Origin of the sequence: Pantoea sp. 18059, from assembly GCF_902706165.1 — a bacterium.
GTDB lineage: Bacteria > Pseudomonadota > Gammaproteobacteria > Enterobacterales > Enterobacteriaceae > Pantoea > Pantoea agglomerans.
The window spans coordinates 143,033-165,766 of record NZ_CACSJS010000007.1; the positions used below are offsets into that span (position 1 = coordinate 143,033).

19 protein-coding genes and 7 tRNA genes are annotated in these 22,734 nt (G+C 53.5%); 6 read left to right on the plus strand and 20 right to left on the minus strand.

The window, feature by feature from the left end; all coding sequences use genetic code 11:
* Positions 1-2: 2 nt before the first annotated feature.
* From corC to miaB, 4 genes are all read right to left on the minus strand, one after another.
* Positions 3-884 (minus strand): CNNM family magnesium/cobalt transport protein CorC, encoded by an 882-nt coding sequence (gene corC / locus GVJ63_RS17725; protein ID WP_008925004.1) that lies wholly within the window; start codon positions 882-884, stop codon positions 3-5.
* An 82-nt stretch (positions 885-966) separates the two neighbouring features.
* Positions 967-1,440 (minus strand): rRNA maturation RNase YbeY, encoded by a 474-nt coding sequence (ybeY, locus tag GVJ63_RS17730; protein WP_010671280.1) that lies wholly within the window; start codon positions 1,438-1,440, stop codon positions 967-969.
* Positions 1,437-2,498 (minus strand): PhoH family protein, encoded by a 1,062-nt coding sequence (locus GVJ63_RS17735; RefSeq protein WP_010258952.1) that lies wholly within the window; start codon positions 2,496-2,498, stop codon positions 1,437-1,439. The genes ybeY and GVJ63_RS17735 overlap by 4 nt, the downstream gene beginning before the upstream one ends.
* 209 nt (positions 2,499-2,707) lie before the next feature.
* Entirely contained in the window at positions 2,708-4,132 is a 1,425-nt protein-coding gene (miaB, locus tag GVJ63_RS17740; RefSeq protein WP_010671281.1) for a tRNA (N6-isopentenyl adenosine(37)-C2)-methylthiotransferase MiaB, read from the minus strand.
* A gap of 172 nt (positions 4,133-4,304) precedes the next feature.
* Here miaB and ubiF point away from each other — a divergent pair, with 172 nt between their 5' ends.
* Positions 4,305-5,477, plus strand: coding sequence for a 3-demethoxyubiquinol 3-hydroxylase (gene ubiF / locus GVJ63_RS17745; RefSeq protein ID WP_050680187.1), 1,173 nt, complete (start codon positions 4,305-4,307; stop codon positions 5,475-5,477).
* A 107-nt stretch (positions 5,478-5,584) separates the two neighbouring features.
* Here the strand turns inward: ubiF and GVJ63_RS17750 are convergent.
* From GVJ63_RS17750 to nagB, 12 genes are all read right to left on the minus strand, one after another.
* Positions 5,585-5,659, minus strand: a tRNA-Gln gene (locus GVJ63_RS17750).
* A gap of 30 nt (positions 5,660-5,689) precedes the next feature.
* Positions 5,690-5,764 (minus strand) — tRNA-Gln (locus GVJ63_RS17755).
* Positions 5,765-5,770: 6 nt separating this feature from the next.
* Positions 5,771-5,847, minus strand: a tRNA-Met gene (locus GVJ63_RS17760).
* A 22-nt stretch (positions 5,848-5,869) separates the two neighbouring features.
* A tRNA-Gln gene (locus tag GVJ63_RS17765) sits at positions 5,870-5,944 on the minus strand.
* Positions 5,945-5,978: 34 nt separating this feature from the next.
* Positions 5,979-6,053 (minus strand) — tRNA-Gln (locus GVJ63_RS17770).
* A gap of 22 nt (positions 6,054-6,075) precedes the next feature.
* Positions 6,076-6,160, minus strand: a tRNA-Leu gene (locus GVJ63_RS17775).
* A gap of 9 nt (positions 6,161-6,169) precedes the next feature.
* A tRNA-Met gene (locus GVJ63_RS17780) sits at positions 6,170-6,246 on the minus strand.
* Between the two features lie 218 nt (positions 6,247-6,464).
* Positions 6,465-8,132: an asparagine synthase B gene (gene asnB / locus GVJ63_RS17785; RefSeq protein ID WP_159227179.1), complete on the minus strand. Its 1,668-nt coding sequence runs from the start codon at positions 8,130-8,132 to the stop codon at positions 6,465-6,467.
* 307 nt (positions 8,133-8,439) lie between these two features.
* Positions 8,440-9,192 (minus strand): HAD-IIA family hydrolase, encoded by a 753-nt coding sequence (locus tag GVJ63_RS17790; protein ID WP_010260664.1) that lies wholly within the window; start codon positions 9,190-9,192, stop codon positions 8,440-8,442.
* Positions 9,193-9,231: 39 nt separating this feature from the next.
* Complete coding sequence (locus GVJ63_RS17795; protein WP_010260667.1) at positions 9,232-10,452, minus strand: N-acetylglucosamine repressor; 1,221 nt, start codon at positions 10,450-10,452, stop codon at positions 9,232-9,234.
* A gap of 7 nt (positions 10,453-10,459) precedes the next feature.
* Positions 10,460-11,608, minus strand: coding sequence for an N-acetylglucosamine-6-phosphate deacetylase (nagA, locus tag GVJ63_RS17800; RefSeq protein WP_159227180.1), 1,149 nt, complete (start codon positions 11,606-11,608; stop codon positions 10,460-10,462).
* Positions 11,609-11,670: 62 nt separating this feature from the next.
* On the minus strand, positions 11,671-12,471 hold the full coding sequence (gene nagB, locus GVJ63_RS17805; protein ID WP_010260676.1) for a glucosamine-6-phosphate deaminase: 801 nt from the start codon (positions 12,469-12,471) through the stop codon (positions 11,671-11,673).
* 328 nt (positions 12,472-12,799) lie between these two features.
* Here nagB and nagE point away from each other — a divergent pair, with 328 nt between their 5' ends.
* The 3 genes from nagE to GVJ63_RS17820 all read left to right on the plus strand — a co-directional run bounded on the left by nagE (position 12,800) and on the right by GVJ63_RS17820 (position 17,278).
* Positions 12,800-14,827 carry an N-acetylglucosamine-specific PTS transporter subunit IIBC gene (gene nagE, locus GVJ63_RS17810; RefSeq protein WP_033771135.1) on the plus strand — a complete coding sequence of 676 codons (2,028 nt, stop codon included), beginning with the start codon at positions 12,800-12,802 and terminating at the stop codon, positions 14,825-14,827.
* Between the two features lie 152 nt (positions 14,828-14,979).
* Positions 14,980-16,647 carry a glutamine--tRNA ligase gene (glnS, locus tag GVJ63_RS17815; RefSeq protein ID WP_010671287.1) on the plus strand — a complete coding sequence of 556 codons (1,668 nt, stop codon included), beginning with the start codon at positions 14,980-14,982 and terminating at the stop codon, positions 16,645-16,647.
* A 235-nt stretch (positions 16,648-16,882) separates the two neighbouring features.
* On the plus strand, positions 16,883-17,278 hold the full coding sequence (locus tag GVJ63_RS17820; RefSeq protein WP_010260686.1) for a hypothetical protein: 396 nt from the start codon (positions 16,883-16,885) through the stop codon (positions 17,276-17,278).
* A 71-nt stretch (positions 17,279-17,349) separates the two neighbouring features.
* Here GVJ63_RS17820 and fur read toward each other — a convergent pair whose 3' ends face one another.
* The 4 genes from fur to ybfF form a co-directional block, all read right to left on the minus strand.
* Positions 17,350-17,793: a ferric iron uptake transcriptional regulator gene (gene fur / locus GVJ63_RS17825; protein WP_009091454.1), complete on the minus strand. Its 444-nt coding sequence runs from the start codon at positions 17,791-17,793 to the stop codon at positions 17,350-17,352.
* A gap of 348 nt (positions 17,794-18,141) precedes the next feature.
* Positions 18,142-18,672, minus strand: a complete 531-nt coding sequence (fldA, locus tag GVJ63_RS17830; protein WP_010260687.1) for a flavodoxin FldA — start codon at positions 18,670-18,672, stop codon at positions 18,142-18,144.
* A gap of 132 nt (positions 18,673-18,804) precedes the next feature.
* Positions 18,805-19,080, minus strand: coding sequence for a LexA regulated protein (gene ybfE / locus GVJ63_RS17835; protein WP_010260688.1), 276 nt, complete (start codon positions 19,078-19,080; stop codon positions 18,805-18,807).
* Between the two features lie 168 nt (positions 19,081-19,248).
* On the minus strand, positions 19,249-20,013 hold the full coding sequence (gene ybfF / locus GVJ63_RS17840; protein WP_159227181.1) for an esterase: 765 nt from the start codon (positions 20,011-20,013) through the stop codon (positions 19,249-19,251).
* Between the two features lie 250 nt (positions 20,014-20,263).
* Here ybfF and seqA point away from each other — a divergent pair, with 250 nt between their 5' ends.
* Positions 20,264-20,812: a replication initiation negative regulator SeqA gene (gene seqA / locus GVJ63_RS17845; RefSeq protein WP_010260690.1), complete on the plus strand. Its 549-nt coding sequence runs from the start codon at positions 20,264-20,266 to the stop codon at positions 20,810-20,812.
* A gap of 26 nt (positions 20,813-20,838) precedes the next feature.
* A complete protein-coding gene (gene pgm, locus GVJ63_RS17850; protein WP_159227182.1) occupies positions 20,839-22,479 on the plus strand; it encodes a phosphoglucomutase (alpha-D-glucose-1,6-bisphosphate-dependent) in 1,641 nt (546 codons plus the stop codon).
* Positions 22,480-22,734 lie beyond the last annotated feature (255 nt).

Genomic DNA, 22,734 nt, shown 5'->3' on the forward strand with positions numbered 1-22,734 from the left:
ACTTATTCGTCTTCCAGTTGAGGTTGTGGCGAATTTTCCGGAATAGTCACGTGAACCTGGATGATGCGGCGGCTGTCAGCCATCGCCACCTTGAACTGGTAACCCTCAATCTCGATGCTTTCACCGCGAGCGGGCAGATGACCGAAGCCCTGCATCACCAGACCACCGATGGTGTCGACTTCATCGTCGCTGAACTGGGTGCCAAACACCTCGTTGAAATCTTCAATGGCGGTCAGTGCCCGCACCGTAAAGGTGTGACGGTTGAGCTGACGGATATCACGATCTTCTTCGTCGTCATACTCATCTTCAATTTCACCGACGATCAGCTCCAGGATGTCTTCAATGGTCACCAGACCGGAGACACCGCCAAACTCATCAATGACGATCGCCATATGGTAACGCTGGGAGCGGAACTCTTTCAGCATCCGGTCGACACGCTTACTTTCAGGCACAACCACCGCAGGACGCAGCACTTTCTCAATGCTGAAAGGCTCAGATTCGCTGCTCATAAACGGCAGCAGATCTTTCGCCATCAGAATCCCTTCCACATGATCTTTATCTTCGCTGATCACCGGGAAACGAGAATGGGCGGATTCGATGATGACATCCAGACACTCTTCGAGGCTCTGATTACGTTTCAGGGTGATCATTTGCGAGCGCGGGATCATGATGTCACGCACGCGCTGCTCCGCAATATCCAGTACCCCTTCGAGCATGTCGCGGGTGTCCTGGTCAATCAGCTCTTTGTTATTCGAGTCGCGGATCAGCTCCAGTAGCTCATCACGGCTTTTTGGTTCACCGTGAAAGAGTTGGTTGATCAACAGGGAGAAAAATCCCTTTTTACTACTGGGTGCATCGCTGTTTTGAGAATGGTCGTCGCTCATGGCGGTTTTTAAAGATCTCTCTGGTGAGGAATGGGTGCTGTCAGTAGCCTGTACTGACAGCAGGATTGACTGAATTCAGGATTCAGGCGTCTTCTTTCTCCGAAATGTACGGATCAGGATACCCAAGAGCAAGCATTATCTCGGTCTCCAGCCCTTCCATCTCGTCCGCTTCGTCGTCTTCAATATGGTCGTAACCCAGCAGATGCAGCGTGCCGTGTACCACCATATGTGCCCAGTGGGCTTCAGCGCTTTTACCCTGTTCAGCGGCTTCCTGCTCAACGACCTGGCGGCAGATGATCAGATCGCCCAGCAGCGGCAGCTCAATGCCTGGCGGTGCTTCAAACGGGAAAGAGAGGACGTTGGTCGGCTTGTCTTTGCCGCGATAAGTCAGATTAAGCTCATGACTCTCAGCTTCATCAACCAGACGCACCGTAACTTCGCTTTCCGGCTGAAAAGGGGTGACAGCCGCTGACAGCCAGCGATGAAACTGGCTTTCATCAGGCAGGTCAGCGGTGCTGTCACAGGCGACCTGCAGGTCGAGAATCACCTCGCTCATTTGCTCTCCTGCGTGGCGCTCTGTGCAGCCAGTGCTTCACGTTTACGCTCTTCGGCCTGCTGGTCACGACGGGTCTGATCGGCCGCTTCCCAGGCTTCATAGGCGGTGACAATGCGGGCAACCACCGGATGGCGCACCACATCTTCGCTGTGGAAGAAGTTGAAGCTGATCTCTTCAACGTCCGCCAGCACCTCAATGGCATGACGCAGGCCTGACTTAACGTGACGCGGCAGGTCAATCTGGGTAACGTCGCCGGTAATCACCGCTTTAGAGTTAAAGCCGATACGCGTCAGGAACATTTTCATCTGCTCGATGGTGGTGTTCTGGCTCTCATCAAGAATGATAAACGCATCGTTCAGGGTACGACCACGCATGTAGGCCAGCGGGGCGACTTCAATGACGTTGCGCTCCATCAGCTTTTCCACCCGCTCGAAGCCGAGCATTTCGAACAGCGCATCGTAGAGCGGACGCAGATAAGGGTCGACTTTCTGGCTCAGATCGCCTGGCAGAAAGCCCAGCTTTTCACCCGCTTCGACGGCAGGGCGGGTCAGCATGATGCGGCGAATCTCCTGACGCTCCAGCGCATCCACTGCCGCGGCTACCGCCAGATAGGTTTTACCGGTACCAGCCGGACCGACACCAAAGGTGATATCGTGGTCGAGCACATTAGCGATGTACTGGGCCTGGTTTGGGGTGCGCGGCTTGATCACACCGCGTTTGGTCTTGATATTGACCGCTTTACCGTACTCCGGCACGCTCTCAGCGGTTTGCTCCAGTACCCGGCTCTCTTTGATCGCCAGGTGAATCTGATCAGGCTCGATATCCGGGATGTCGCCACGCACAGGCGCAGTATCGACATAGAGGGTTTTCAGAATATCTGCTGCGGCATTCACGCAAAGTGGACGTCCTGACAGCTTAAAAACGTTGTCGCGACGATTGATCTCAATGCCCAGACGACGTTCAAGCTGTTTTACATTATCGTCGAAAGGCCCACACAGGCTCATCAGACGACGGTTATCAGCCGGTTCAAGGGCGATTTCACGAGTTTCGATATTCAAACGAATCCTTTGGGTCACTCAGGGCCAGTTATGGGATGTGTCTGACGCACCGTTAAGCTTAACCGGATGCACCATAACGAAATTATTTATGCCGTAACGCCTGGGCGCAAGCTTATGGAGAGATATTTGGGCGACACTTTCAGAAAGCAAGTGGTGCAAAGTGAAATTGGCGACAACGCGATGCGCGCTGCCGCACAGTAAAGCGGGCATCACGGCTGGAACAGACTCACGCCGATTTCATTTTCTTTACGGGTACGGGCGATCACAGACGCCGGGCTTTCCGCCATGCGCAGCCCCATCTCTTCTTCAGTACGCACCAGTTTGCCGCGCAGCGAGTTGGTGTAGACATCAACAATCTCAACATCCACAAAGCGGCCGATCATTTCAGGCGAGCCTTCGAAATTTACCACGCGGTTATTTTCGGTGCGGCCAGAGACTTCCATCACGTTCTTGCGGGAGATGCCTTCCACCAGAATACGCTGCACTGTGCCTACCATGCGGCGACTGATCGCCTGCGCCTGCTGGTTAATGCGGTCCTGCAGGATCCACAGACGCTGCTTTTTCTCCTCTTCGCTGACATCATCCGGCAGGTCAGCGGCGGGCGTGCCGGGACGGGCAGAGTAGATAAAGCTGAAGCTGACGTCGAAATTGATCTCGGCGATAAGCTTCATGGTCTGCTCGAAATCCTGCTGAGTTTCGCCGGGGAAACCAATGATGAAGTCAGAGCTGATCTCAATATCCGGGCGCGCCGCGCGCAGCTTGCGGATAATCGCCTTATACTCCAGCGCGGTATGAGCACGCTTCATCAGCGTCAGAATACGGTCTGATCCACTCTGAACCGGCAGGTGCAGGAAGCTCACCAGTTCCGGCGTATCGCGGTAGACCTCAATGATGTCATCGGTGAACTCAATCGGGTGGCTGGTGGTGAAGCGAATGCGGTCGATACCGTCGATGGCGGCGACCAGGCGCAGCAGCTCAGCGAAGGTACAGATTTCACCATCAAAGGTGGCACCACGATAGGCGTTAACGTTCTGGCCAAGCAGGTTAACTTCACGCACGCCCTGCGCCGCCAGCTGAGCGATCTCCAGCAGAATGTCATCGCTGGGACGGCTCACTTCCTCGCCACGGGTGTAAGGCACCACGCAGAAAGTACAATATTTGTTGCAGCCTTCCATGATGGAGACAAAGGCAGTCGGGCCGTCTGCGCGCGGTTCCGGCAGGCGATCAAATTTCTCGATTTCCGGGAAGCTGATGTCGACCACCGGGCTTTTGGTGCCGCGCACGGTGTTGATCATCTCTGGCAGGCGGTGCAGTGTCTGCGGACCAAAAACGATATCCACGCAGGGCGCACGCTGGCGGATATGATCCCCTTCCTGCGACGCCACGCAGCCGCCCACGCCGATAATCACATCCGGGTTGCGCTCTTTGAGTTTTCTCCAGCGTCCCAGCAGGTGGAATACCTTCTCCTGCGCTTTCTCACGAATAGAACAGGTGTTAAGCAGCAGAATATCCGCCTCTTCAGGAACCTCGGTCAGCGTATAGCCGTGCGTACTGTTCAGCAGATCAGACATCTTGGATGAATCATACTCATTCATCTGACATCCCCAGGTTTTGATATGCAGTTTTTTTGTCATCGCGCTAACCATTGATTCAGTGCAGTGAAGTGCGGGGCGCGTATTGTAATGCTTTGATGCTGTTGTGACCAGCCTCAGGGCTTTTCTGCCAGCAATCCGGTTTTCCGGTACACTTTGCTTTATTCAGACCCGTGTTGCGCAGGCTGGCGGGAATAAGAGAGGGACATAAGCAATGCAGGATAATCAGTTTGATGTAGTGATTGTTGGCGGTGGCATGGTCGGTGCGGCGCTGGCCTGTGGACTGACGCAGCAACATTTTCGCGTTGCGGTCATTGAGCGTGCCGAACCCGCGCCTTTTGATGCCGACAGCGATCCCGATCTGCGAATTTCGGCGATTGGGTCATCCTCGGTGGGGTTGCTGAAGCAGCTCAACGTCTGGCCACGGGTAGAGGCGATGCGCAGCGCGCCCTATCGCAGGCTGGAAACCTGGGAGTGGCAGACGGCGCAGGTGAGTTTTGATGCGGCCTCGCTGGGGCTGCCCGAGCTGGGCTTTATGGTCGAGAACAGCGTGCTTCAGCGGGCGCTATGGGAGGAGATGCAGTCGCTGGGCGTGACCTGCTATTGCCCGGCCACACTGGAGAACCTGCAGCCAGAAAATGGCGGCTGGCGCATCGACCTCAACGACGACGTTGCCTTACACACCCGCCTGGTGGTTGGGGCTGATGGCGCGAACTCTCAGGTGCGACAGATGGCCGGGATCGGTATTCATGGCTGGAGCTATGCGCAATCCTGTTTACTGATCAGCGTGACCTGCGAACATCCGGCAGGCGATGCGACCTGGCAGCACTTTACGCCTCAGGGACCGCGCGCCTTTTTACCGCTGTATGGCAACCGGGCCTCGCTGGTCTGGTATGACGCGCCTGCAAGAGTCCGCCAGCTACAGGCGATGCCGATGGCCCAGCTGGAAAAAGAGATAGCCAGCCACTTCCCGGCGCGGCTGGGACGTTTTAAAGCCCATGCGGCTGGCGGCTTCCCGCTGGTACGGCGTCACGCTTCACGGTATGTCCTGCCAGGACTGGCGCTGGTCGGTGATGCCGCGCATACCATTAATCCGCTGGCCGGGCAGGGCGTGAATCTGGGCTATCGCGATATTGATGCGTTGATTAATGTGCTGGTCAGCGCACGCGGTGCGGCGGAAGATTGGGCATCCGAGCGCGTATTGCAGCGCTATCACCGGCAACGTCGTAAAGACAATATGCTGATGCAGGGCGGTATGGATCTGTTCTATTTTGCCTTCAGCAATCAGCTGGCACCGCTGCGGTTTGCACGTAATCTCGGATTGATTGCCGCCGAACATTCCGGGGTACTGAAGCGGCAGGTATTGCGCTACGCGCTGGGGTTATAGCAGATTGCGCATGTTGGCTCGCCATACGGCGGGCCTGCAATCAGGAAATCAGGAAGGGGAACGACAAAAACAACAAAGCCCGCAAAAGCGGGCCAGGTTGTGCAATTTGGCTGGGGTGCAGGGATTCGAACCCCGGAATGCTGGTATCAGAAACCAGTGCCTTACCGCTTGGCGACACCCCAATAATGGTGTTTTTCAAATTGTCTTTTGTATGGCTGGGGTGCAGGGATTCGAACCCCGGAATGCTGGTATCAGAAACCAGTGCCTTACCGCTTGGCGACACCCCAATTATATGGTGGCTACGACGGGAATCGAACCTGTGACCCCAGCATTATGAGTGCTGTGCTCTAACCAGCTGAGCTACGTAGCCAAATTGTACTGCATTTCAATGATGGCTGGGATACCTGGATTCGAACCAGGGAATGCCGGTATCAAAAACCGGTGCCTTACCGCTTGGCGATATCCCATTCGTCCGTTCTCAGCCTCGAGAATCATCGAAATTGGCTGGGATACCTGGATTCGAACCAGGGAATGCCGGTATCAAAAACCGGTGCCTTACCGCTTGGCGATATCCCATCCACGCTGCCGAATAATGAAATGGTGCGGGAGGCGAGACTTGAACTCGCACACCTTGCGGCGCCAGAACCTAAATCTGGTGCGTCTACCAATTTCGCCACTCCCGCAAAAAAAGATGGTGGCTACGACGGGAATCGAACCTGTGACCCCAGCATTATGAGTGCTGTGCTCTAACCAGCTGAGCTACGTAGCCATCTTTTTTTCGCGTTACCTTCATCGGCGTTGCGGGGCGCATTATGCGGAGTTGACCAGACAGCGTCAACAATTTTTTTACCGTTTTTTGCCAGATAATCGCTGTTTGACTGGCTTATAACCAGCCTGGATGTTTATTCGGCAATTTTTCAGTGAATACAACGCTAATCGTAAAAAAAATGGGCCACAACGGGCCCATTCTGGTTGCTTTCTGCCGGCTTATTTATAGGCTGACTGATGCACACCCACGGCACGACCAGAGGGATCGTCCATGTTTTTAAACGCTTCATCCCATTCAATCGCTTTGGCAGAAGAACAGGCGACCGATGGACCGCCAGGCACACACTCTGCCGCGCTCGCCAACGGGAACAGCTCTTCAAAGATCTCACGATAGAGATAGGCTTCTTTCGAACCCGGCGTGTTGAACGGGAAGCGGAAGTGAGCGGTAGCCAGCTGCTGATCGCTGATTTGCTTCGCAGCCACTTCTTTCAGTGAGTCGATCCAGCTGTAACCTACGCCATCCGAGAACTGCTCTTTCTGACGCCACGCCACGCTCTCCGGCAGGTAAGAGGAGAAACATTCACGCAGAATGTGCTTCTCCATTTTACCGTTGCTGCCACACATTTTATCGGCCGGGTTGATTCGCATCGCCACATCCAGGAATTTTTTATCCAGGAACGGTACGCGGGCTTCAACGCCCCAGGCGGACATCGCTTTGTTGGCACGGGCGCAGTCGAACATATGCAGCGCCTGCAGTTTACGTACGTTTTCTTCGTGGAACTCTTTGGCGTTTGGCGCTTTATGGAAATAGAGATAGCCGCCGAAGACTTCATCTGCGCCTTCGCCCGACAGCACCATCTTAATGCCCATCGCTTTAATTTTACGTGACATTAAGTACATTGGCGTAGAGGCACGAATGGTGGTGACGTCATAGGTTTCAATGTGATAAATCACATCGCGAATGGCATCCAGACCTTCCTGCACGGTGAAATGAATTTCATGGTGTACGGTGCCCAGATGCTCCGCCACCGATTTCGCCGCTTTTAAGTCGGGTGAACCTTCCAGCCCTACCGCGAAGGAGTGCAGCTGTGGCCACCACGCATCACTTTTATCCTGATCTTCAACCCGCTTCGCCGCGTAACGCTTTGTCACGGCTGAAATGATGGAAGAGTCCAGACCGCCTGACAGCAGCACGCCGTAAGGCACATCTGACATCAGGTGGCTTTTCACGGACTCTTCCAGCGCATGTTTCAGGCCAGCGGCGTCGGTGGTGTTGTGCTCAACGTTTTTATATTCCATCCAGTCGCGCTGCCAGTAACGGCGGATATCGCCATCGGTGCTGGAGAGGTAGCTTCCCGGCGGGAACTCTTTGATTGAACGGCAGGCTGGCACCAGCGCTTTCATTTCTGAAGCAACAAACAGGTTGCCATGCTCATCGTTACCCATATAGAGCGGGATGATGCCGATGTGGTCGCGACCAATCAGGTACGTTTTTTTAACGGTGTCATAGAGGATAAAGGCGAACATGCCTTCCAGCTCATCGAGGAAATCGACACCTTTCTCCTGATAGAGCGCCAGAATCACTTCACAGTCAGAACCGGTCTGAAACGCGTAGCGATCGCTGAGTTCAGCGCGCAGTGCCTGATGGTTATAAATTTCGCCGTTAACTGCCAGTACGTGGGTGTGATCGGCGTTGTACAGCGGCTGTGCGCCATTGTTAACGTCAACAATTGAGAGACGTTCATGCGCCAGAATAGCATGGTCATCGGCATAGACGCCTGACCAGTCCGGGCCGCGATGACGCATTAAGCGTGAACATTCCAGCGCTTTTTTGCGCAGCTCAACAGGATCGGTTTTCAGATCCAGCACACCAAAAATTGAACACATAACTGACTCCTGAGCTCACCTTACGGCGATGTTATCTTTTGCGTTTGTCCGGCAGCCTGATGCTGCGTGATACATAAGAAAATGCGCTATTTGGTGCATTCAATGCAAGAGGAATCGTGATTTACTGATAAAAAGATTGCTTGCATGGCAATAAAATTGAATAAACAATAATTTTAATGCCGTTTCGTTGATGGATCAGCAATAAAATAGCTTTTGTGAGCAGAAATCAGGCAGTAAAAGTGGGATATATAGCGCAAAAAGAGGTGACGCATCACAGATTAGCCGGATGCGTCATAAGAGAAATGAATCAGAACAGGTCGATATCGGCCACAGAAGGGTAGATCCAGTCCGGACGGAACGGCATGGCATCGATATCACTCAGCGTCGAGACGCCGGAGAGCACCAGCACCGTCTCCAGACCCGCCTGAAAACCGGCCAGAATATCGGTTCGCAGATTGTCACCGACAATCACGGTCTCTTCCGAGTGGGCCTGCATTTTGTTCAGCGCGGCGCGCATGATGTAGGGGCTGGGCTTGCCGACCACAAACGGGCGACGGCCTGATATCTTCTCAATACCCGCACAGAGTGCGCCACAGGCAGGAATAAAACCGCGCGCATGAGTATCCGGGTTGGTGGCAATAAAGCGGGCGCCATTAGCCACGAAGAAGGCCGCTTTATGCATCATGTCCCAGTTAAACGAGCGCGTCTCTCCGACAATGACAAAATCGGGATTCACATCGGTAATGGTAAAGCCCGCTTTGTAGAGTTCATGAATCAGTGCGCCCTCACCAATCACATACGCCTTTTTGCCCTCCTGACGGCGCAGGAAGTCGGCGGTTGCCATTGCGGAGGTATAGAAAACGGAGTCGGGCACCTCGACACCGGCCGAGGCAAAGCGGTTTGCCAGATCCTGCTCGGTTTGCGAGGGATAGTTCGTCAGCACCACCAGCGGCATCTCTTTGGCCAGAATGCGCTGTAAAAACTCCTGTGCGCCGGGAACGGCCGTGTTGTCGTGCATCAGCACGCCATCGATATCACAAATTACGCTTTTAATGGTCATAGTCAGATCCGATATGGCCCGCCACAGCAGCGGGTTAGCTTAGTCTTCCAGAAGATGTTGCAGCAGAATGCCGTTAAGCATGGCACGTTTAGCGAGCGCAAAGGCGCCAATAGCGGAACGATGATCCAGGGTGGAACGCACGACCGGCAGATTTTTACGGAAGGCCTCTAATGCCTGAGTATTAATGCAGCCCTCAATCGCGGGCAGCAGCACTTTTTCTGCTTCAGTGATCTCACCCGCCAGCACCACTTTTTGCGGATTAAACAGGTTGATCGCAATCGCAATAGCTTTGCCAAGATAACGGCCAACGTGCTCAACCACTTCGCAGGCCAGTGCATCACCCTGATTGGCCGCTTTGCAGATGTGGGATATCTGGCACGCCTCCAGCGTCAGTACGCTGGGATAGCCCTGATTCAGCAGATGGCGTACCCGATTTTCAATGGCGCCGTTGGCGGCAATGGTTTCAAGGCAGCCAAAGTTGCCGCAGTGACAGCGCTCGCCAAGCGGGTCGACCTGAATATGGCCGATCTCGCCAACGTTGCCGTTGCTGCCGAGAAAAATATGGCCGTTGGCAATAATGCCGGCGCCCGTGCCACGGTGTAAACGCACCAGAATCGAGTCAGCACAGTCGCGGCTTGCACCGAAATAGTGCTCAGCCAGCGCCAGGCTGCGAATATCATGACCCACAAAACTGGTAACGTTAAAACGTTTTTTCAGGCTGGCGACCAGCGGCCAGCGGCTGACAGAGATGTGTGGCATATAGCGGATCACGCCGTTAATCGGATCGACCAGCCCTGGCAGGATCACTGAAATCGCGATCAGCTCGCGAATTTTACGCTGGTGCTGCTCAATGAAGCTGCTGATGGCGTTAAACAGCGCATGTTCCAGCGTCTCCTGAGTGCGTTCCGGCAGCGCATAATCTTCCTGCGCCAGCGATTTACCGCTGAGGTCAAACAGAGTCAGGGTGGCGTCGTTGCGTCCGAGGCGGACGCCGATGGTATGGAAATGGCGGGTTTCAGTGATGATGGAGATGGCGCGGCGACCACCGGTAGACGCCTGCTGGTCTACCTCTTTGATCAGGCCGCGCTCAATCAACTGACGGGTAATTTTGGTGACGCTGGCGGGCGCGAGCTGGCTAAGTTCGGCAATCTGAATGCGCGATATCGGCCCCTGTTGATCAATCAGCCGGTAAACCGCTGCGCTATTGAGTTGCTTAACAAGATCGACATTTCCTATTTGTGACTGGCCGCCAGTGGTCATTCAGTGCTTACTCGCTCAGGACGTCGTCTCCGTTGACAAACGTCTTTATGATTTTAAAGTCGCGCGTAAACACAGTCAGGTTCGCGATTTTTCCTGCTTCGATCGAGCCTGACTGCCTTTCCACGCCCATCGCCCGTGCCGGGTAGAGTGTTGCCATGCGCAACGCTTCGTCCAGTGCGATCCCTGCATGCTCAACGCTGTTTTGTACCGCTTCAATCATCGTCAGGGCAGAACCACTTAATGTGCCGTTTTCGTCGACACAGAGCCCATCGCGATAATAGATTGTTTTGCCTGCAAAAATAAACTCGCTTATGTCTGCGCCAGCCGGTGCAGTGGCATCCGTGACCAGCACCAGTTTGTCGCCTTTAATGCGTTTTGCATTGCGCACGTTAGCGTAATGTACATGTAAACCGTCCGCAATAATGCCGCAGTATACATCAGGCGAATCAAACAGCGCACCGATAAGCCCGGGTTCACGTCCCGCAAAAGTGGGCATGGCGTTGTAGAGGTGCGTCGCGAAACTCACACCAGCAGAAAAGCCCGCTTTAGCTTCTTCATAGGTCGCATTCGAGTGACCGGCTGAGACAATAATCCCGGCATCAGTCAATTGACGAATCACATGGCTACCCGCATTTTCAGGGGCAAGCGTGACTTTGGTGATGACGTCCGCGTTGTCGCACAGGTACTGCACCATTGCCGCATCCGGCAGGCGAATCAGCGCCGGATCGTGGGTGCCTTTTTTCGCTTTGCTCAGCCAGGGCCCTTCCAGATGCAGACCCAGCGCCTGATTCTGATGTTTCTGCAGGTAGGCGCGCATGGTTTCAATCGCCCGTTTCATCAGGGCGTCGCTGCTGGTGATAAGCGTCGGTAAAAAGCTGGTGCAGCCAGACTTTTCATTGGCGCGCTGCATCGTTTCCAGCGTTTCAATGCTGAGCGCCTCAAGGCTGTCATTGAACTGCACGCCACCGCAGCCATTGAGCTGGAGATCGATAAAGCCTGGCGCAATATTTGCCCCTGCCATATCCCGCTGCTCAATATCCGCCGGGAGTGCTTCACGCGGACAGACGCGCGCTATACGCCCATCGGCAACTACCACCGCGTGATTATCCAGAACCTCATGGCCACTGTAGATTCGACCGTTAACTAATGCGTACATCTCTCTTCTCCCGTCCTGGCCTGCTGTCACTCAGCGTAACAGCAGGGCATGACAATGTTCTGTTACACGCCTTTCATATTTTCCGCTTCCATTTCGCGGAAATATTTCACGGTTTTCACTTTCAGTTCCATGGTGGCCGGCTCATCGCACACTACCACCGATTTCGCGTGCAGCTGCAGGCAGCTGATAGTCCACATATGATTAACGTTGCCTTCAACCGCCGCCTGTAATGCCTGCGCTTTAACATGGCCGGTAACCAGAATCATCACTTCCTCTGCATCCAGCAGCGTACCGACGCCGACCGTCAGCGCATATTTAGGCACCTGATCAACGTCACCGTTAAAGAAGCGGGAGTTCGCCACGCGGGTGTCATGGGTCAGGGTTTTAATGCGGGTACGGGAAGCGAGAGAGGAAGCCGGTTCGTTAAAGGCGATATGACCGTCGTTGCCGACGCCGCCCATGAACAGGTGAATTTTACCCAACGCGCGAATTTTCTCTTCGTACTGACGACATTCTGCGTCAATATCGGGGGCATTACCATTCAGCAGGTTGATATTTTCCGGTTGAATATCAACGTGATCGAAGAAATTTCGATACATGAAGCTGTGATAGCTCTCAGGATGCTCCTTTGGCAGGCCAACATATTCATCCATATTGAACGTCACGACGTTTTTAAAACTGACCTGGCCCGCTTTGTGCATATCAATCAGGTGTTTGTACGCTTCCAGTGGCGTACCGCCGGTTGGCAGACCCAGGACAAAAGGTTTATCCGCCGTCGGGTTAAACGCATTGATACGATTAACAATATGTCGGGCGGCCCATTTTCCCACCTGGGTTGGTGTCGCTAAAGGAATCAGTCTCATGTTTCACCTCAATTGAAAATAGAAAGGGGATGGCTAAGCCGTTGCGTGAGTCACCAATCTGAACAGATGATTCATTGTCGCCATGGCCAGCGCATAATTCAATATTTCGGATCATAAAATAAGTTTACGGTCATAGCCAGATGTTGCCGTATGAAACGATGTTTTTTAGTGATAAAAATCACATTTACCAGGCTTTTAATTTGCGAGGCGAATTAATTTATCATTACACTTCGCTGCGTGATATGAAGTGTATTAACGATCTTTGCAGCTGACATAACAACATTAAGCAGCGCAAAGCGACAAGTCAGGCTCATAGGGGGAAGGGGATATGTTAGGTTACTTACAAAAGGTGGGGCGCGCACTGATGGTGCCGGTAGCAACCCTGCCAGCAGCAGCGATATTAATGGGCGTGGGCTACTGGATCGATCCAGACAGCTGGGGCGCAGGTAATGCGCTGGCGGCATTGCTGATCAAGTCGGGTGCGGCAATCATTGAGCACATGTCGGTGCTGTTTGCGATCGGTATAGCCTACGGCATGTCAAAAGATAAAGATGGTGCCGCTGCCCTGACTGGCTATGTCGGCTTTCTGGTGGTCACCACGCTCTGCTCACCAGCTGCAGTGTCGATGATTCAGAAAATTCCTTTGGATCAGGTGCCAGCAGCCTTTGGCAAAATTGAAAACCAGTTTGTCGGCATCCTTGTCGGTATTCTGTCGGCAGAGGTCTATAACCGCTTCAGCCACGTTGAACTGCCTAAGGCACTCTCTTTCTTCAGCGGACGCCGGCTGGTGCCGATTCTCGTTTCGTTCCTGATGATCTTTGTCGCTTTTATCCTGATGTATATCTGGCCCGTGGTGTTTAATGGTCTGGTTAACTTTGGTGAACATATCCAGAAGCTCGGCTCTGCCGGTGCCGGTATCTACGCCTTCTTTAACCGCCTGCTGATTCCGGTCGGTCTGCATCACGCCCTGAACTCGGTGTTCTGGTTCGATGTTGCGGGCATTAATGACATTCCTAAATTCCTTGGCGGTGCACAGTCACTGGCTGACGGATCGGCAACTGTCGGCATCACCGGTCGTTATCAGGCGGGCTTCTTCCCGATCATGATGTTTGGTCTGCCGGGTGCTGCGCTGGCTATCTACCACTGTGCGCGTCCTGAGAACCGCGTCAAAGTGGGTAGTATCATGCTGGCCGCGGCGTTTGCTGCCTTCTTTACGGGTATTACCGAACCGCTGGAGTTCTCCTTCATGTTCGTAGCACCCGTGCTTTATCTGATCCACGCCGTCCTGACCGGTATTTCTGTCTTCATCGCTGCCAGCATGCACTGGATTGCCGGATTTGGTTTCAGCGCCGGGCTGGTGGATATGGTGCTGTCGACCCGTAATCCGCTGGCGACACACTGGTACATGCTGATCCCGCAGGGTCTGGTCTTCTTCGTTATCTATTATGTGGTGTTCCGCTTTACCATCAAAAAATTCAACCTGATGACGCCGGGCCGCGAGCTGGCGGTTGATGGTGATGAAACTGATGGTTATGACGTTAACGTTGATAAAACGGATAGCGGTGAAAGTGCCACAGAGTCACTGGCGCGCCGCTACATTGGGGCGATTGGTGGTTCAGCTAACTTAACCAGTATCGATGCCTGTATCACCCGTTTGCGTCTTAACGTGAATGACTCGGCGCAGGTGAATGAGGCGGTTGCTAAGCGTCTTGGCGCGTCCGGCGTAATCCGTCTTAACAAACAGAGCGTGCAGATCATCGTGGGTACCCAGGCAGAAAGCATCGCCTCGGCCATGAAAAAAGTGCTGACCAAAGGTCCGGTCGCTGCAGCGGCTACCAGCAGTGCGCCGGCCGAGCCGGATGTTAAACCGCAGGCGGTGCTGAACAGTGAGAAGCAGGTCATCGCCACGCTGCTGGCGCCGGTCAGCGGTGAAGTCGTGGCGCTGGATGATGTGCCGGATGAAGCCTTTGCGAGCAAAGCGGTGGGTGACGGTCTGGCGATCAAGCCCAGCGACAAATGGGTAGTGGCACCGATTGCCGGTACGCTGGTGAAAATCTTTAACACCAATCATGCCTTCTGTCTGGAAACCGACAATGGCGTGGAGATTGTGGTGCACATGGGGCTGGATACCGTGGCGCTGGAAGGTAAAGGCTTTACCCGTCTGGTTGAAGAGGGGGCCAGCGTGGTCGCCGGTCAGCGAGTACTGGAGATGGACCTTGAATTCCTTAACGCCAATGCCCGCTCAATGGTGAGTCCGGTCGTGGTCAGCAACAGCGACGATTTCGCCGGTCTGACTTTACTGGCACAGGGTCAGGTAATAGCAGGGGAAACCCCGCTGTATGAAGTGAAAGGCTAATCCCCGCAACAGAACCCCACAGGCAGGAAGCGATTCCTGCCTTTTTTGTTTTAAAGGCTTAACAAACGGTTGTTTCCCTCAGACGCTTTGTGGATCATACTCCGTTACTTCGTGGTACAAATCACCCGTTATTCGTATTGAGGATTTTTGAGATGAGTGAGGCTGAAGCCCGCCCAACTAACTTTATTCGTCAGATCATTGACGAAGATTTGGCGAGCGGTAAGCACAGCAGCGTGCATACCCGTTTTCCGCCGGAGCCCAATGGCTATCTGCATATTGGTCATGCGAAATCGATCTGTCTGAATTTTGGCATCGCCCAGGATTATCAGGGGCAATGCAACCTGCGTTTCGACGATACCAATCCGGTTAAAGAGGATATGGAATTCGTTGAATCCATCAAGCGTGACGTTCAGTGGCTGGGTTTTGAGTGGAGCGGTGAGGTCTGTTACTCATCAAACTATTTCGATCAGCTCTACAACTATGCCATCGAGCTGATTTCCAAAGGACTGGCCTACGTTGATGAACTGAGTCCGGATGAGATTCGTGAATATCGCGGCACCCTGAAAGAGCCGGGTAAAAACAGCCCTTATCGCGATCGCAGCGTGGAAGAGAATCTGGCGCTGTTTGAGAAGATGCGAAACGGTGAGTTTGCCGAAGGCACCGCCTGTCTGCGCGCCAAAATCGACATGGCCTCTAATTTCATCGTGATGCGCGATCCGGTGCTTTACCGCATCAAGTTCGCGGAACACCACCAGACCGGCAATAAGTGGTGCATCTACCCGATGTATGACTTTACCCACTGCATCTCCGATGCGCTGGAAGGCATTACGCACTCGCTCTGTACGCTGGAGTTTCAGGACAACCGCCGTCTCTATGACTGGGTGCTGGACAACATCACTATTCCGGTTCATCCGCGTCAGTATGAATTCTCGCGCCTGAATCTGGAGTATGCGGTGATGTCGAAACGTAAACTCACTCAGCTGGTGACCGAGAAGCACGTAGAAGGGTGGGACGATCCGCGCATGCTGACCGTTTCAGGTCTGCGTCGCCGTGGTTACACCGCCGCTTCTATCCGTGAGTTCTGTCGTCGTATTGGCGTGACCAAGCAGGATAACATCGTGGAGATGGCCTCGCTGGAGTCCTGTATCCGCGATGATCTCAACGAGAATGCGCCCCGCGCCATGGCGGTTTTAGATCCGCTTAAAGTGGTGATCGAAAACCTGCCAGCAGGCCATAGCGAAATCGTCACCATGCCAAATCATCCGGGTAAACCGGAGATGGGCACGCGTGAAGTGCCGTTCAGCCGCGAGATCTGGATCGATCGCGCGGATTTCCGTGAAGAGGCGAACAAACAATATAAGCGTCTGGTGCTGGGCAAAGAAGTCCGCCTGCGTAACGCCTATGTGATTCGTGCTGAGCGGGTCGCCAAAGATGAAGCGGGCAACATTACCTGCATCTACTGCACCAGCGATGTTGATACGCTGAGCAAAGATCCAGCCGATGGCCGCAAAGTCAAAGGCGTGATTCACTGGGTTTCTGCGGATCACGCGCAGCCAGCTGAGTTCCGCCTGTATGACCGTCTGTTCAGTGTGCCAAACCCGGCTGCTGCAGAGGATTTCCTGGCGGTCATTAATCCTGAGTCACTGACCATCAAAAACGGCTTTGTTGAACCCAGCCTGCGCGATGTGGAACCAACAACACCGTTTCAGTTTGAACGTGAAGGTTATTTCTGCGCCGACAGCGTTTACTCGAAACCGACGCAACTGGTGTTTAACCGCACCGTCGGTCTTCGTGATACCTGGACCAAAACGGGCGAATAAATTTTTTGGGGCTGACCTCATAAAATGACAAAAGGGTGATTTATCGCCCTTTTTTATTGCCCCGATTTTTACCATCGCCGACGTTTATTCTGCACTAACCACAACCGGTTCAATACCGCCTTGTGGGAGTAATCTGAGTTTAAAAAAATTAATCAATTTCAGGATGTGAATTGTCAGCTTTCAGGTAGGCTATCCGCTCTCAGAGGTTGCAAAGCGGGTTACATAAGGAAAAAAAATGACAGTTCTCGCCCAGGAAGCCAAACACAGTGTCGTCGTTTTACATCAGCTCATTGAACGTATTTTTAATCAGCCAGCCGGATCTGATGACAGTTTCCAGCTGCTGATGTCCTATTTTCATCCTGAATTTCGCATGGTGACCCCAAAGGGCAAAGAGTACAATCTGAACGAGGTCGAGGATCTTTTTCAGCAATTACAAGGGCAGCGGGAAGGGATGCGCATTGCCACCTGTGAACATGTCATTCTCTCTCATCATGAAAAAGAGATCGTCGTACAGTATCGCGAAATGCAGATGATGAACGGCAATAACCAGAGCCGCATTTCGCTGGCCATTCTGGATTGCAGCAGCTCCATTCCACGCTGGCGCTATCTGCAGGAGACGCTGGTCGCGTGAGGTGAGGGCAGAAAACAGACGAAAAAAAACCGGTGAATTCACCGGTTTTTTTATTTCAGGCCGCGCCAGCGTTACTGGTCGTGCAGCGTTTCGTCTTCACGGCAATCGCCCAGCGTACAGTGTCCATAGAGATAGAGGCTGTGGTTGGTCAGCTTGATGCCATGGCGGGTCGCGATTTCACGCTGACGCGTTTCAATCGATTCGTCGCTGAACTCGATAACCTTGCCGCAATCCAGGCAGATCAGGTGATCGTGGTGATGCTGCTGCGTCAGTTCGAAGACAGACTTGCCGCCTTCAAAGTTGTGACGAGTCACAATACCGGCATCATCAAACTGGTTCAGAACACGGTAAACGGTCGCCAGGCCAATCTCTTCGCCAATGTCGATCAGGCGTTTATACAAATCTTCCGCACTGACGTGATGGCACTCAGGTTCCTGAAGCACTTCCAGAATTTTCAGTCTGGGCAGCGTTACTTTCAGGCCAGCCTTCTTTAATGCGGTGTTGTTGTCAGTCATGCGGATTTTGTCCTGTTACTAATATTCACTTTTGTGGCTTATCGCCTTGAATGTCGATCTGTGCTCATTCTCATTTGCGTCTCATTATAGAACTGAAGCGATGAAATGAAAACCAGAGGGCGTGTCTGAATCATCATGGGCTATTGGGGATTCGTCACCGGGCCGGGGAAGATTCTGACAGAGGTCTGTTAGCACATCACTTAGTCTTGCCGCCTGAGAAAATAAGCGGAAGATCGATGCGGGTATTCTACAGATTAAACGGAGAAAGTTAAAAAAATGTGGCTATTATTTCTATAGGCATTTTCATTGCCTCAATGTGAGCTGGCGCTCACATTGAGTCGGGCAGGATCAGGCTTCGATGATCTCTTTCAGCTGCAGTTCATCAAAAATCTGCTTAACCCATTGGTCAACACGCTGGCTGGTCAGCTCAGGCTGCCGATCTTCGTCAATGGCCAGGCCCAGGAAGTGGGTGTCATCGGCCAGGCCTTTCGAAGCTTCGAAGTGATAGCCTTCAGTTGGCCAGTGTCCGACAATCACGGCACCGTGCGGTTCGATAATGTCGCGAATCGTGCCCATGGCATCACAGAAATACTCTGCGTAATCTTCCTGGTCGCCACAGCCAAACAGCGCAACCAGCTTGCCGTTAAAATCGATCTCTTCCAGCGTCGGGAAAAAGTCATCCCAGTCGCACTGCGCTTCGCCGTAGTACCAGGTCGGAATACCCAGCAGCAGGATATCAAACGCTTCCAGATCTTCTTTTGTGCTTTTTGCGATGTCATGGACTTCTGCAACATCTGTACCCAGCTGTTTCTGGATCATTTTTGCAATGTTTTCGGTATTGCCGGTATCGCTGCCGAAGAAGATGCCTACGAGTGCCATGAGTAAAATAACCTCTTAAATCCTGATGATGAGATGTGTGCCGCAGCACATTTCAGCGAATAATAGCAGACGAGAGAAAACCGGTGAACGGTTAAAGCCCCGACATTTGCTCCTGCGTGCGATTTGCCCGCATTAATCCAGTTTGAGCTGTGCCAGTAGCATCTGTTCAATCAGTTCGCTACGGCTGAGATTGCGCTGTTCTGCCAGCGTATTGAGTGCATCGACGGCGTCACTGTTCATTTTCAGTTCGACACGACGAAGTCCGCGTCCTTTGTCACGTTTCAGTTGATTGCGCTTGTTAATGCGCAGCTGTTCATCACGCGAAAGCGGACTGGTTTTGGGTCGACCAGGGCGGCGCTCATCAGCAAAGAGATCGAGCGTCGTGCGGTCAGTCTGTTCTTTTGCCATGGCTTAGTAAAACTGAATGGGGGCGGGCGCCAGACACTCACCGCGCAGATTATAAATTATTGGCCATTGCCGCAGCAAAACTGACCCGCGGCAAAATTTTAGCGCGCCATCATACTTCACGCTTACGCCGGACGCCAATCCTAAACCTTTGCCGCCATCTATTTGCTTTTAAAGCGCAAAAAAGCGACGGACACTGCGCAAAACGGCATCGGGTTTCTCTGCATGAACCCAGTGTCCTGCGCCACCGATCACATGCGCCTGAGCAGCCGGGAACTGCTGCAGCAACGCATCGCGATAGCTGTTATCCAGGTAGCTGGAGTCGCCGCCGCGAATAAACAGCGCCGGGTGATTCCAGGCGGGAACCGGCTGCCAGCCAGATATCGTGGTGTAGTTATCCCACAGCACCGGAACGTTGAAGCGCCACTCCCCCTCCTGGAAGGATTTCAGCAGGAACTGGACCACCCCTTCTTCCTCGATCAGCGTTCGCATGACCTTCGCCGCCTCGCTGCGGGATGAAGCGCCCGCATCGGTGACGGCACGAATGCCGGCAAATATCTGGTCATGACGGCGCGTCTGGTAATCCACCGGGGCGATATCGATCATCACCAGGCGCTCAATGCGTTCCGGCACCAGCGCGCTCATGGTCATGGCGATTTTACCGCCCATCGAGTGTCCGATCACCGCGACGCGATCAATGCCATGTGCATCCAGCGTATCGACCATATCCTGCGCCATTACAGCGTAGTTCATCTCGTCAGATCGTGGTGAAAGGCCGTGGTTGCGGACATCTACCTGCAGCAACGGACCGGCATCTTTCAGCCCGCGCGCCAGCACGCCAAGGTTATCGAGACTGCCAAACAGACCGTGAATAAGCAGGATGGGCAGAGAATCAGCAGGGGATTGTTCAGTTTGCAGACGGGCGTTCAAAATCATAGCAAAGTTCTTAAGTTTGAGACCTGAGCTTAGGTTATCATGGTTTCACCTTTTCAGGCGCGCCGGTTCCGGCGGCATTAGGACATATTCTGACTTTTGCCCGTAAACCGTTTGATTGCTAACAACCCGCCTGACTTTAACTTTATAATCCTGATGTTAGAACCCACACACCCTTTGAATTGCCTGACTATACTCAGAGCTTTTCAGGAAACAGGTGGTTCTGTCATGAGAAAGAACCGTACGGAATAAGATGAAAACGATCGAAGTTGACGAAGAGCTCTACCGTTATATTGCCAGCCACACGCAACACATTGGTGAAAGCGCATCCGACATTCTGCGTCGTATGCTGAAGTTCACGGCCGGTCAGACTGCACCCGCTTCGCCTGCACAGCCAGCCTCAAAAGATGCAGCGAAAGAGTCCCAGCCTGCGTCTGTGGGTTCGCGCCCGCAGGATCGTGTCCGCGCGGTGCGCGAGCTGCTGCTTTCCGATGAATATGCGGAGCAGAAGCGGGCGGTGAATCGCTTTATGCTTATCTTGTCAACGCTCTATCGTCTTGATACCGCAGCCTTTGCTGAAGCTACTGCATCTCTGCAGGGCCGTACCCGCGTCTATTTTGCAGGTGATGAGCATACGCTGTTGCAGAATGGCACCCATACTAAGCCGAAGCATGTGCCCGGCACGCCGTACTGGGTGATCACCAACACCAATACTGGTCGTAAATGCAGCATGATCGAACACATCATGCTCTCGATGCAGTTCCCTGCGGAACTGACCGAGAAAGTTTGCGGCACCATTTAAAACTTAAGCGTCAGGGAGCAGCGCCAATGGCCAATCACCCACGTGCCGGGCAACCCGCCCAGCAGAGCGATTTGATTAACGTTGCACAATTAACGTCACAATATTATGTCCTGCAGCCCGATGTGGCGAACCCGGAACATGCGGTGAAATTTGGCACTTCCGGCCATCGCGGCAGTGCAGGGCGTCAAAGCTTCAACGAGATGCACATTCTGGCGATCGCTCAGGCGATTGCCGAAGAGCGTAAAAAGAATGGTATCACCGGGCCTTGCTACGTCGGTAAAGACACCCATGCGCTGTCTGAACCCGCCATCCTGTCTGTTCTGGAAGTGCTGGCGGCAAACGGCGTTGATGTGATCGTGCAGCAGGATAATGGCTATACGCCGACCCCTGCGATCTCGAATGCGATTCTTGAGCACAACAAAGCGGGTGGCGCGCTGGCTGACGGCATCGTGATTACGCCGTCGCATAACCCACCGGAAGATGGCGGCATCAAGTACAACCCACCTAACGGCGGACCTGCTGATACCAACGTCACCAAAGTGGTTGAAGATCGTGCCAATCAGCTGATCAAAGATGGCCTGAAAGAGGTGAAACGTCTGCCGCTGGAGCAGGCGATGGCCAGCGGTCATGTGGTCGAGAAAGATCTGATCCAGCCTTATGTTGAAGGTCTGGCAGAGATTATCGACTTCCCGGCGATTCAGAAAGCGGGCCTGAAGCTGGGTGTGGATCCACTGGGTGGTTCCGGTATTGCTTACTGGCAGCGTATTGCTGAGCACTACAAGCTGGATCTGACGCTGGTGAATGACGCGGTCGATCAGACCTTCCGCTTTATGCATCTGGATAAAGATGGCGTGGTCCGCATGGACTGCTCGTCTGAAAGCGCAATGGCAGGCCTGCTGGCTTACCGTGACAAGTTCGATCTGGCGTTCGGCAACGATCCCGATTATGACCGTCACGGCATTGTGACTCCGGCGGGTCTGATGAATCCAAACCACTATCTGGCGGTGGCGATCAACTATCTGTTCCAGCACCGTCCACAGTGGGGTAAGGATGTTGCCGTGGGTAAAACCCTGGTCTCCAGCGCCATGATTGACCGTGTGGTCAACGACATTGGTCGCAAGCTGGTGGAAGTGCCGGTGGGTTTCAAATGGTTTGTTGATGGTCTGTATGACGGCAGCCTCGGTTTCGGTGGCGAAGAGAGCGCAGGCGCTTCATTCCTGCGTTTCGACGGTACGCCGTGGTCTACGGACAAAGATGGCATCATCATGTGTCTGCTGGCCGCTGAAATTACTGCCGTAACCGGTAAAAATCCGCAGCAGCACTATGACGAACTGGCAGCACGCTTTGGCGCACCAAGCTACAACCGTCTGCAGGCATCAGCCACCTCAGCGCAGAAAGCCGCGCTGTCGAAGCTGTCACCGGAGATGGTCAGCGCTGATACGCTGGCGGGTGATCCTATCACCGCTCGTCTGACTGCCGCGCCAGGCAATGGTGCATCTATCGGCGGTCTGAAAGTGATGACGGAGAATGGCTGGTTTGCTGCCCGTCCTTCAGGCACCGAAGACGCTTACAAAATCTACTGTGAAAGCTTCCTGGGCGCTGAACACCGCGCGCAGATTGAGAAAGAAGCCGTTGAGATTGTCAGCGAAGTGCTGAAAAACGCCTGATTAGTCGGGCAGATGAAAGATACGCTCGGTACCATTAAGGTTGCTGGTAAAGTCCAACCCGGCTAGCTGTTGGATCGTGCCAGCACAGGAAACAGGATCAGATCGGAAAGACGCAAAAGATGTCATCCATGACAGCTCGGCCCGCGCCATCCATGGCGCGGGACGCTTTCCTCCTCTGACCCTGTTCCCTGCGCCTCGGGGTTTATCCGTTGCGGTCAGTATTTGCTCAGATTTGAGTTTGTTTGCAGTCATGAA

Bases quoted from the DNA above. Each gene is read 5' to 3' on its own strand.
- ybfF (WP_159227181.1), bottom strand. From the start codon at position 20,013: ATGATTTTGAACGCCCGTCTGCAAACTGAACAATCCCCTGCTGATTCT.
- GVJ63_RS17820 (WP_010260686.1), top strand. From the start codon at position 16,883: ATGACAGTTCTCGCCCAGGAAGCCAAACACAGTGTCGTCGTTTTACAT.
- ubiF (WP_050680187.1), top strand. From the start codon at position 4,305: ATGCAGGATAATCAGTTTGATGTAGTGATTGTTGGCGGTGGCATGGTC.
- seqA (WP_010260690.1), top strand. From the start codon at position 20,264: ATGAAAACGATCGAAGTTGACGAAGAGCTCTACCGTTATATTGCCAGC.
- GVJ63_RS17795 (WP_010260667.1), bottom strand. From the start codon at position 10,452: ATGACCACTGGCGGCCAGTCACAAATAGGAAATGTCGATCTTGTTAAG.
- corC (WP_008925004.1), bottom strand. From the start codon at position 884: ATGAGCGACGACCATTCTCAAAACAGCGATGCACCCAGTAGTAAAAAG.
- pgm (WP_159227182.1), top strand. From the start codon at position 20,839: ATGGCCAATCACCCACGTGCCGGGCAACCCGCCCAGCAGAGCGATTTG.
- fur (WP_009091454.1), bottom strand. From the start codon at position 17,793: ATGACTGACAACAACACCGCATTAAAGAAGGCTGGCCTGAAAGTAACG.
- fldA (WP_010260687.1), bottom strand. From the start codon at position 18,672: ATGGCACTCGTAGGCATCTTCTTCGGCAGCGATACCGGCAATACCGAA.
- nagB (WP_010260676.1), bottom strand. From the start codon at position 12,471: ATGAGACTGATTCCTTTAGCGACACCAACCCAGGTGGGAAAATGGGCC.
- nagA (WP_159227180.1), bottom strand. From the start codon at position 11,608: ATGTACGCATTAGTTAACGGTCGAATCTACAGTGGCCATGAGGTTCTG.
- ybfE (WP_010260688.1), bottom strand. From the start codon at position 19,080: ATGGCAAAAGAACAGACTGACCGCACGACGCTCGATCTCTTTGCTGAT.
- miaB (WP_010671281.1), bottom strand. From the start codon at position 4,132: ATGACAAAAAAACTGCATATCAAAACCTGGGGATGTCAGATGAATGAG.
- nagE (WP_033771135.1), top strand. From the start codon at position 12,800: ATGTTAGGTTACTTACAAAAGGTGGGGCGCGCACTGATGGTGCCGGTA.
- glnS (WP_010671287.1), top strand. From the start codon at position 14,980: ATGAGTGAGGCTGAAGCCCGCCCAACTAACTTTATTCGTCAGATCATT.
- ybeY (WP_010671280.1), bottom strand. From the start codon at position 1,440: ATGAGCGAGGTGATTCTCGACCTGCAGGTCGCCTGTGACAGCACCGCT.
- GVJ63_RS17790 (WP_010260664.1), bottom strand. From the start codon at position 9,192: ATGACCATTAAAAGCGTAATTTGTGATATCGATGGCGTGCTGATGCAC.
- asnB (WP_159227179.1), bottom strand. From the start codon at position 8,132: ATGTGTTCAATTTTTGGTGTGCTGGATCTGAAAACCGATCCTGTTGAG.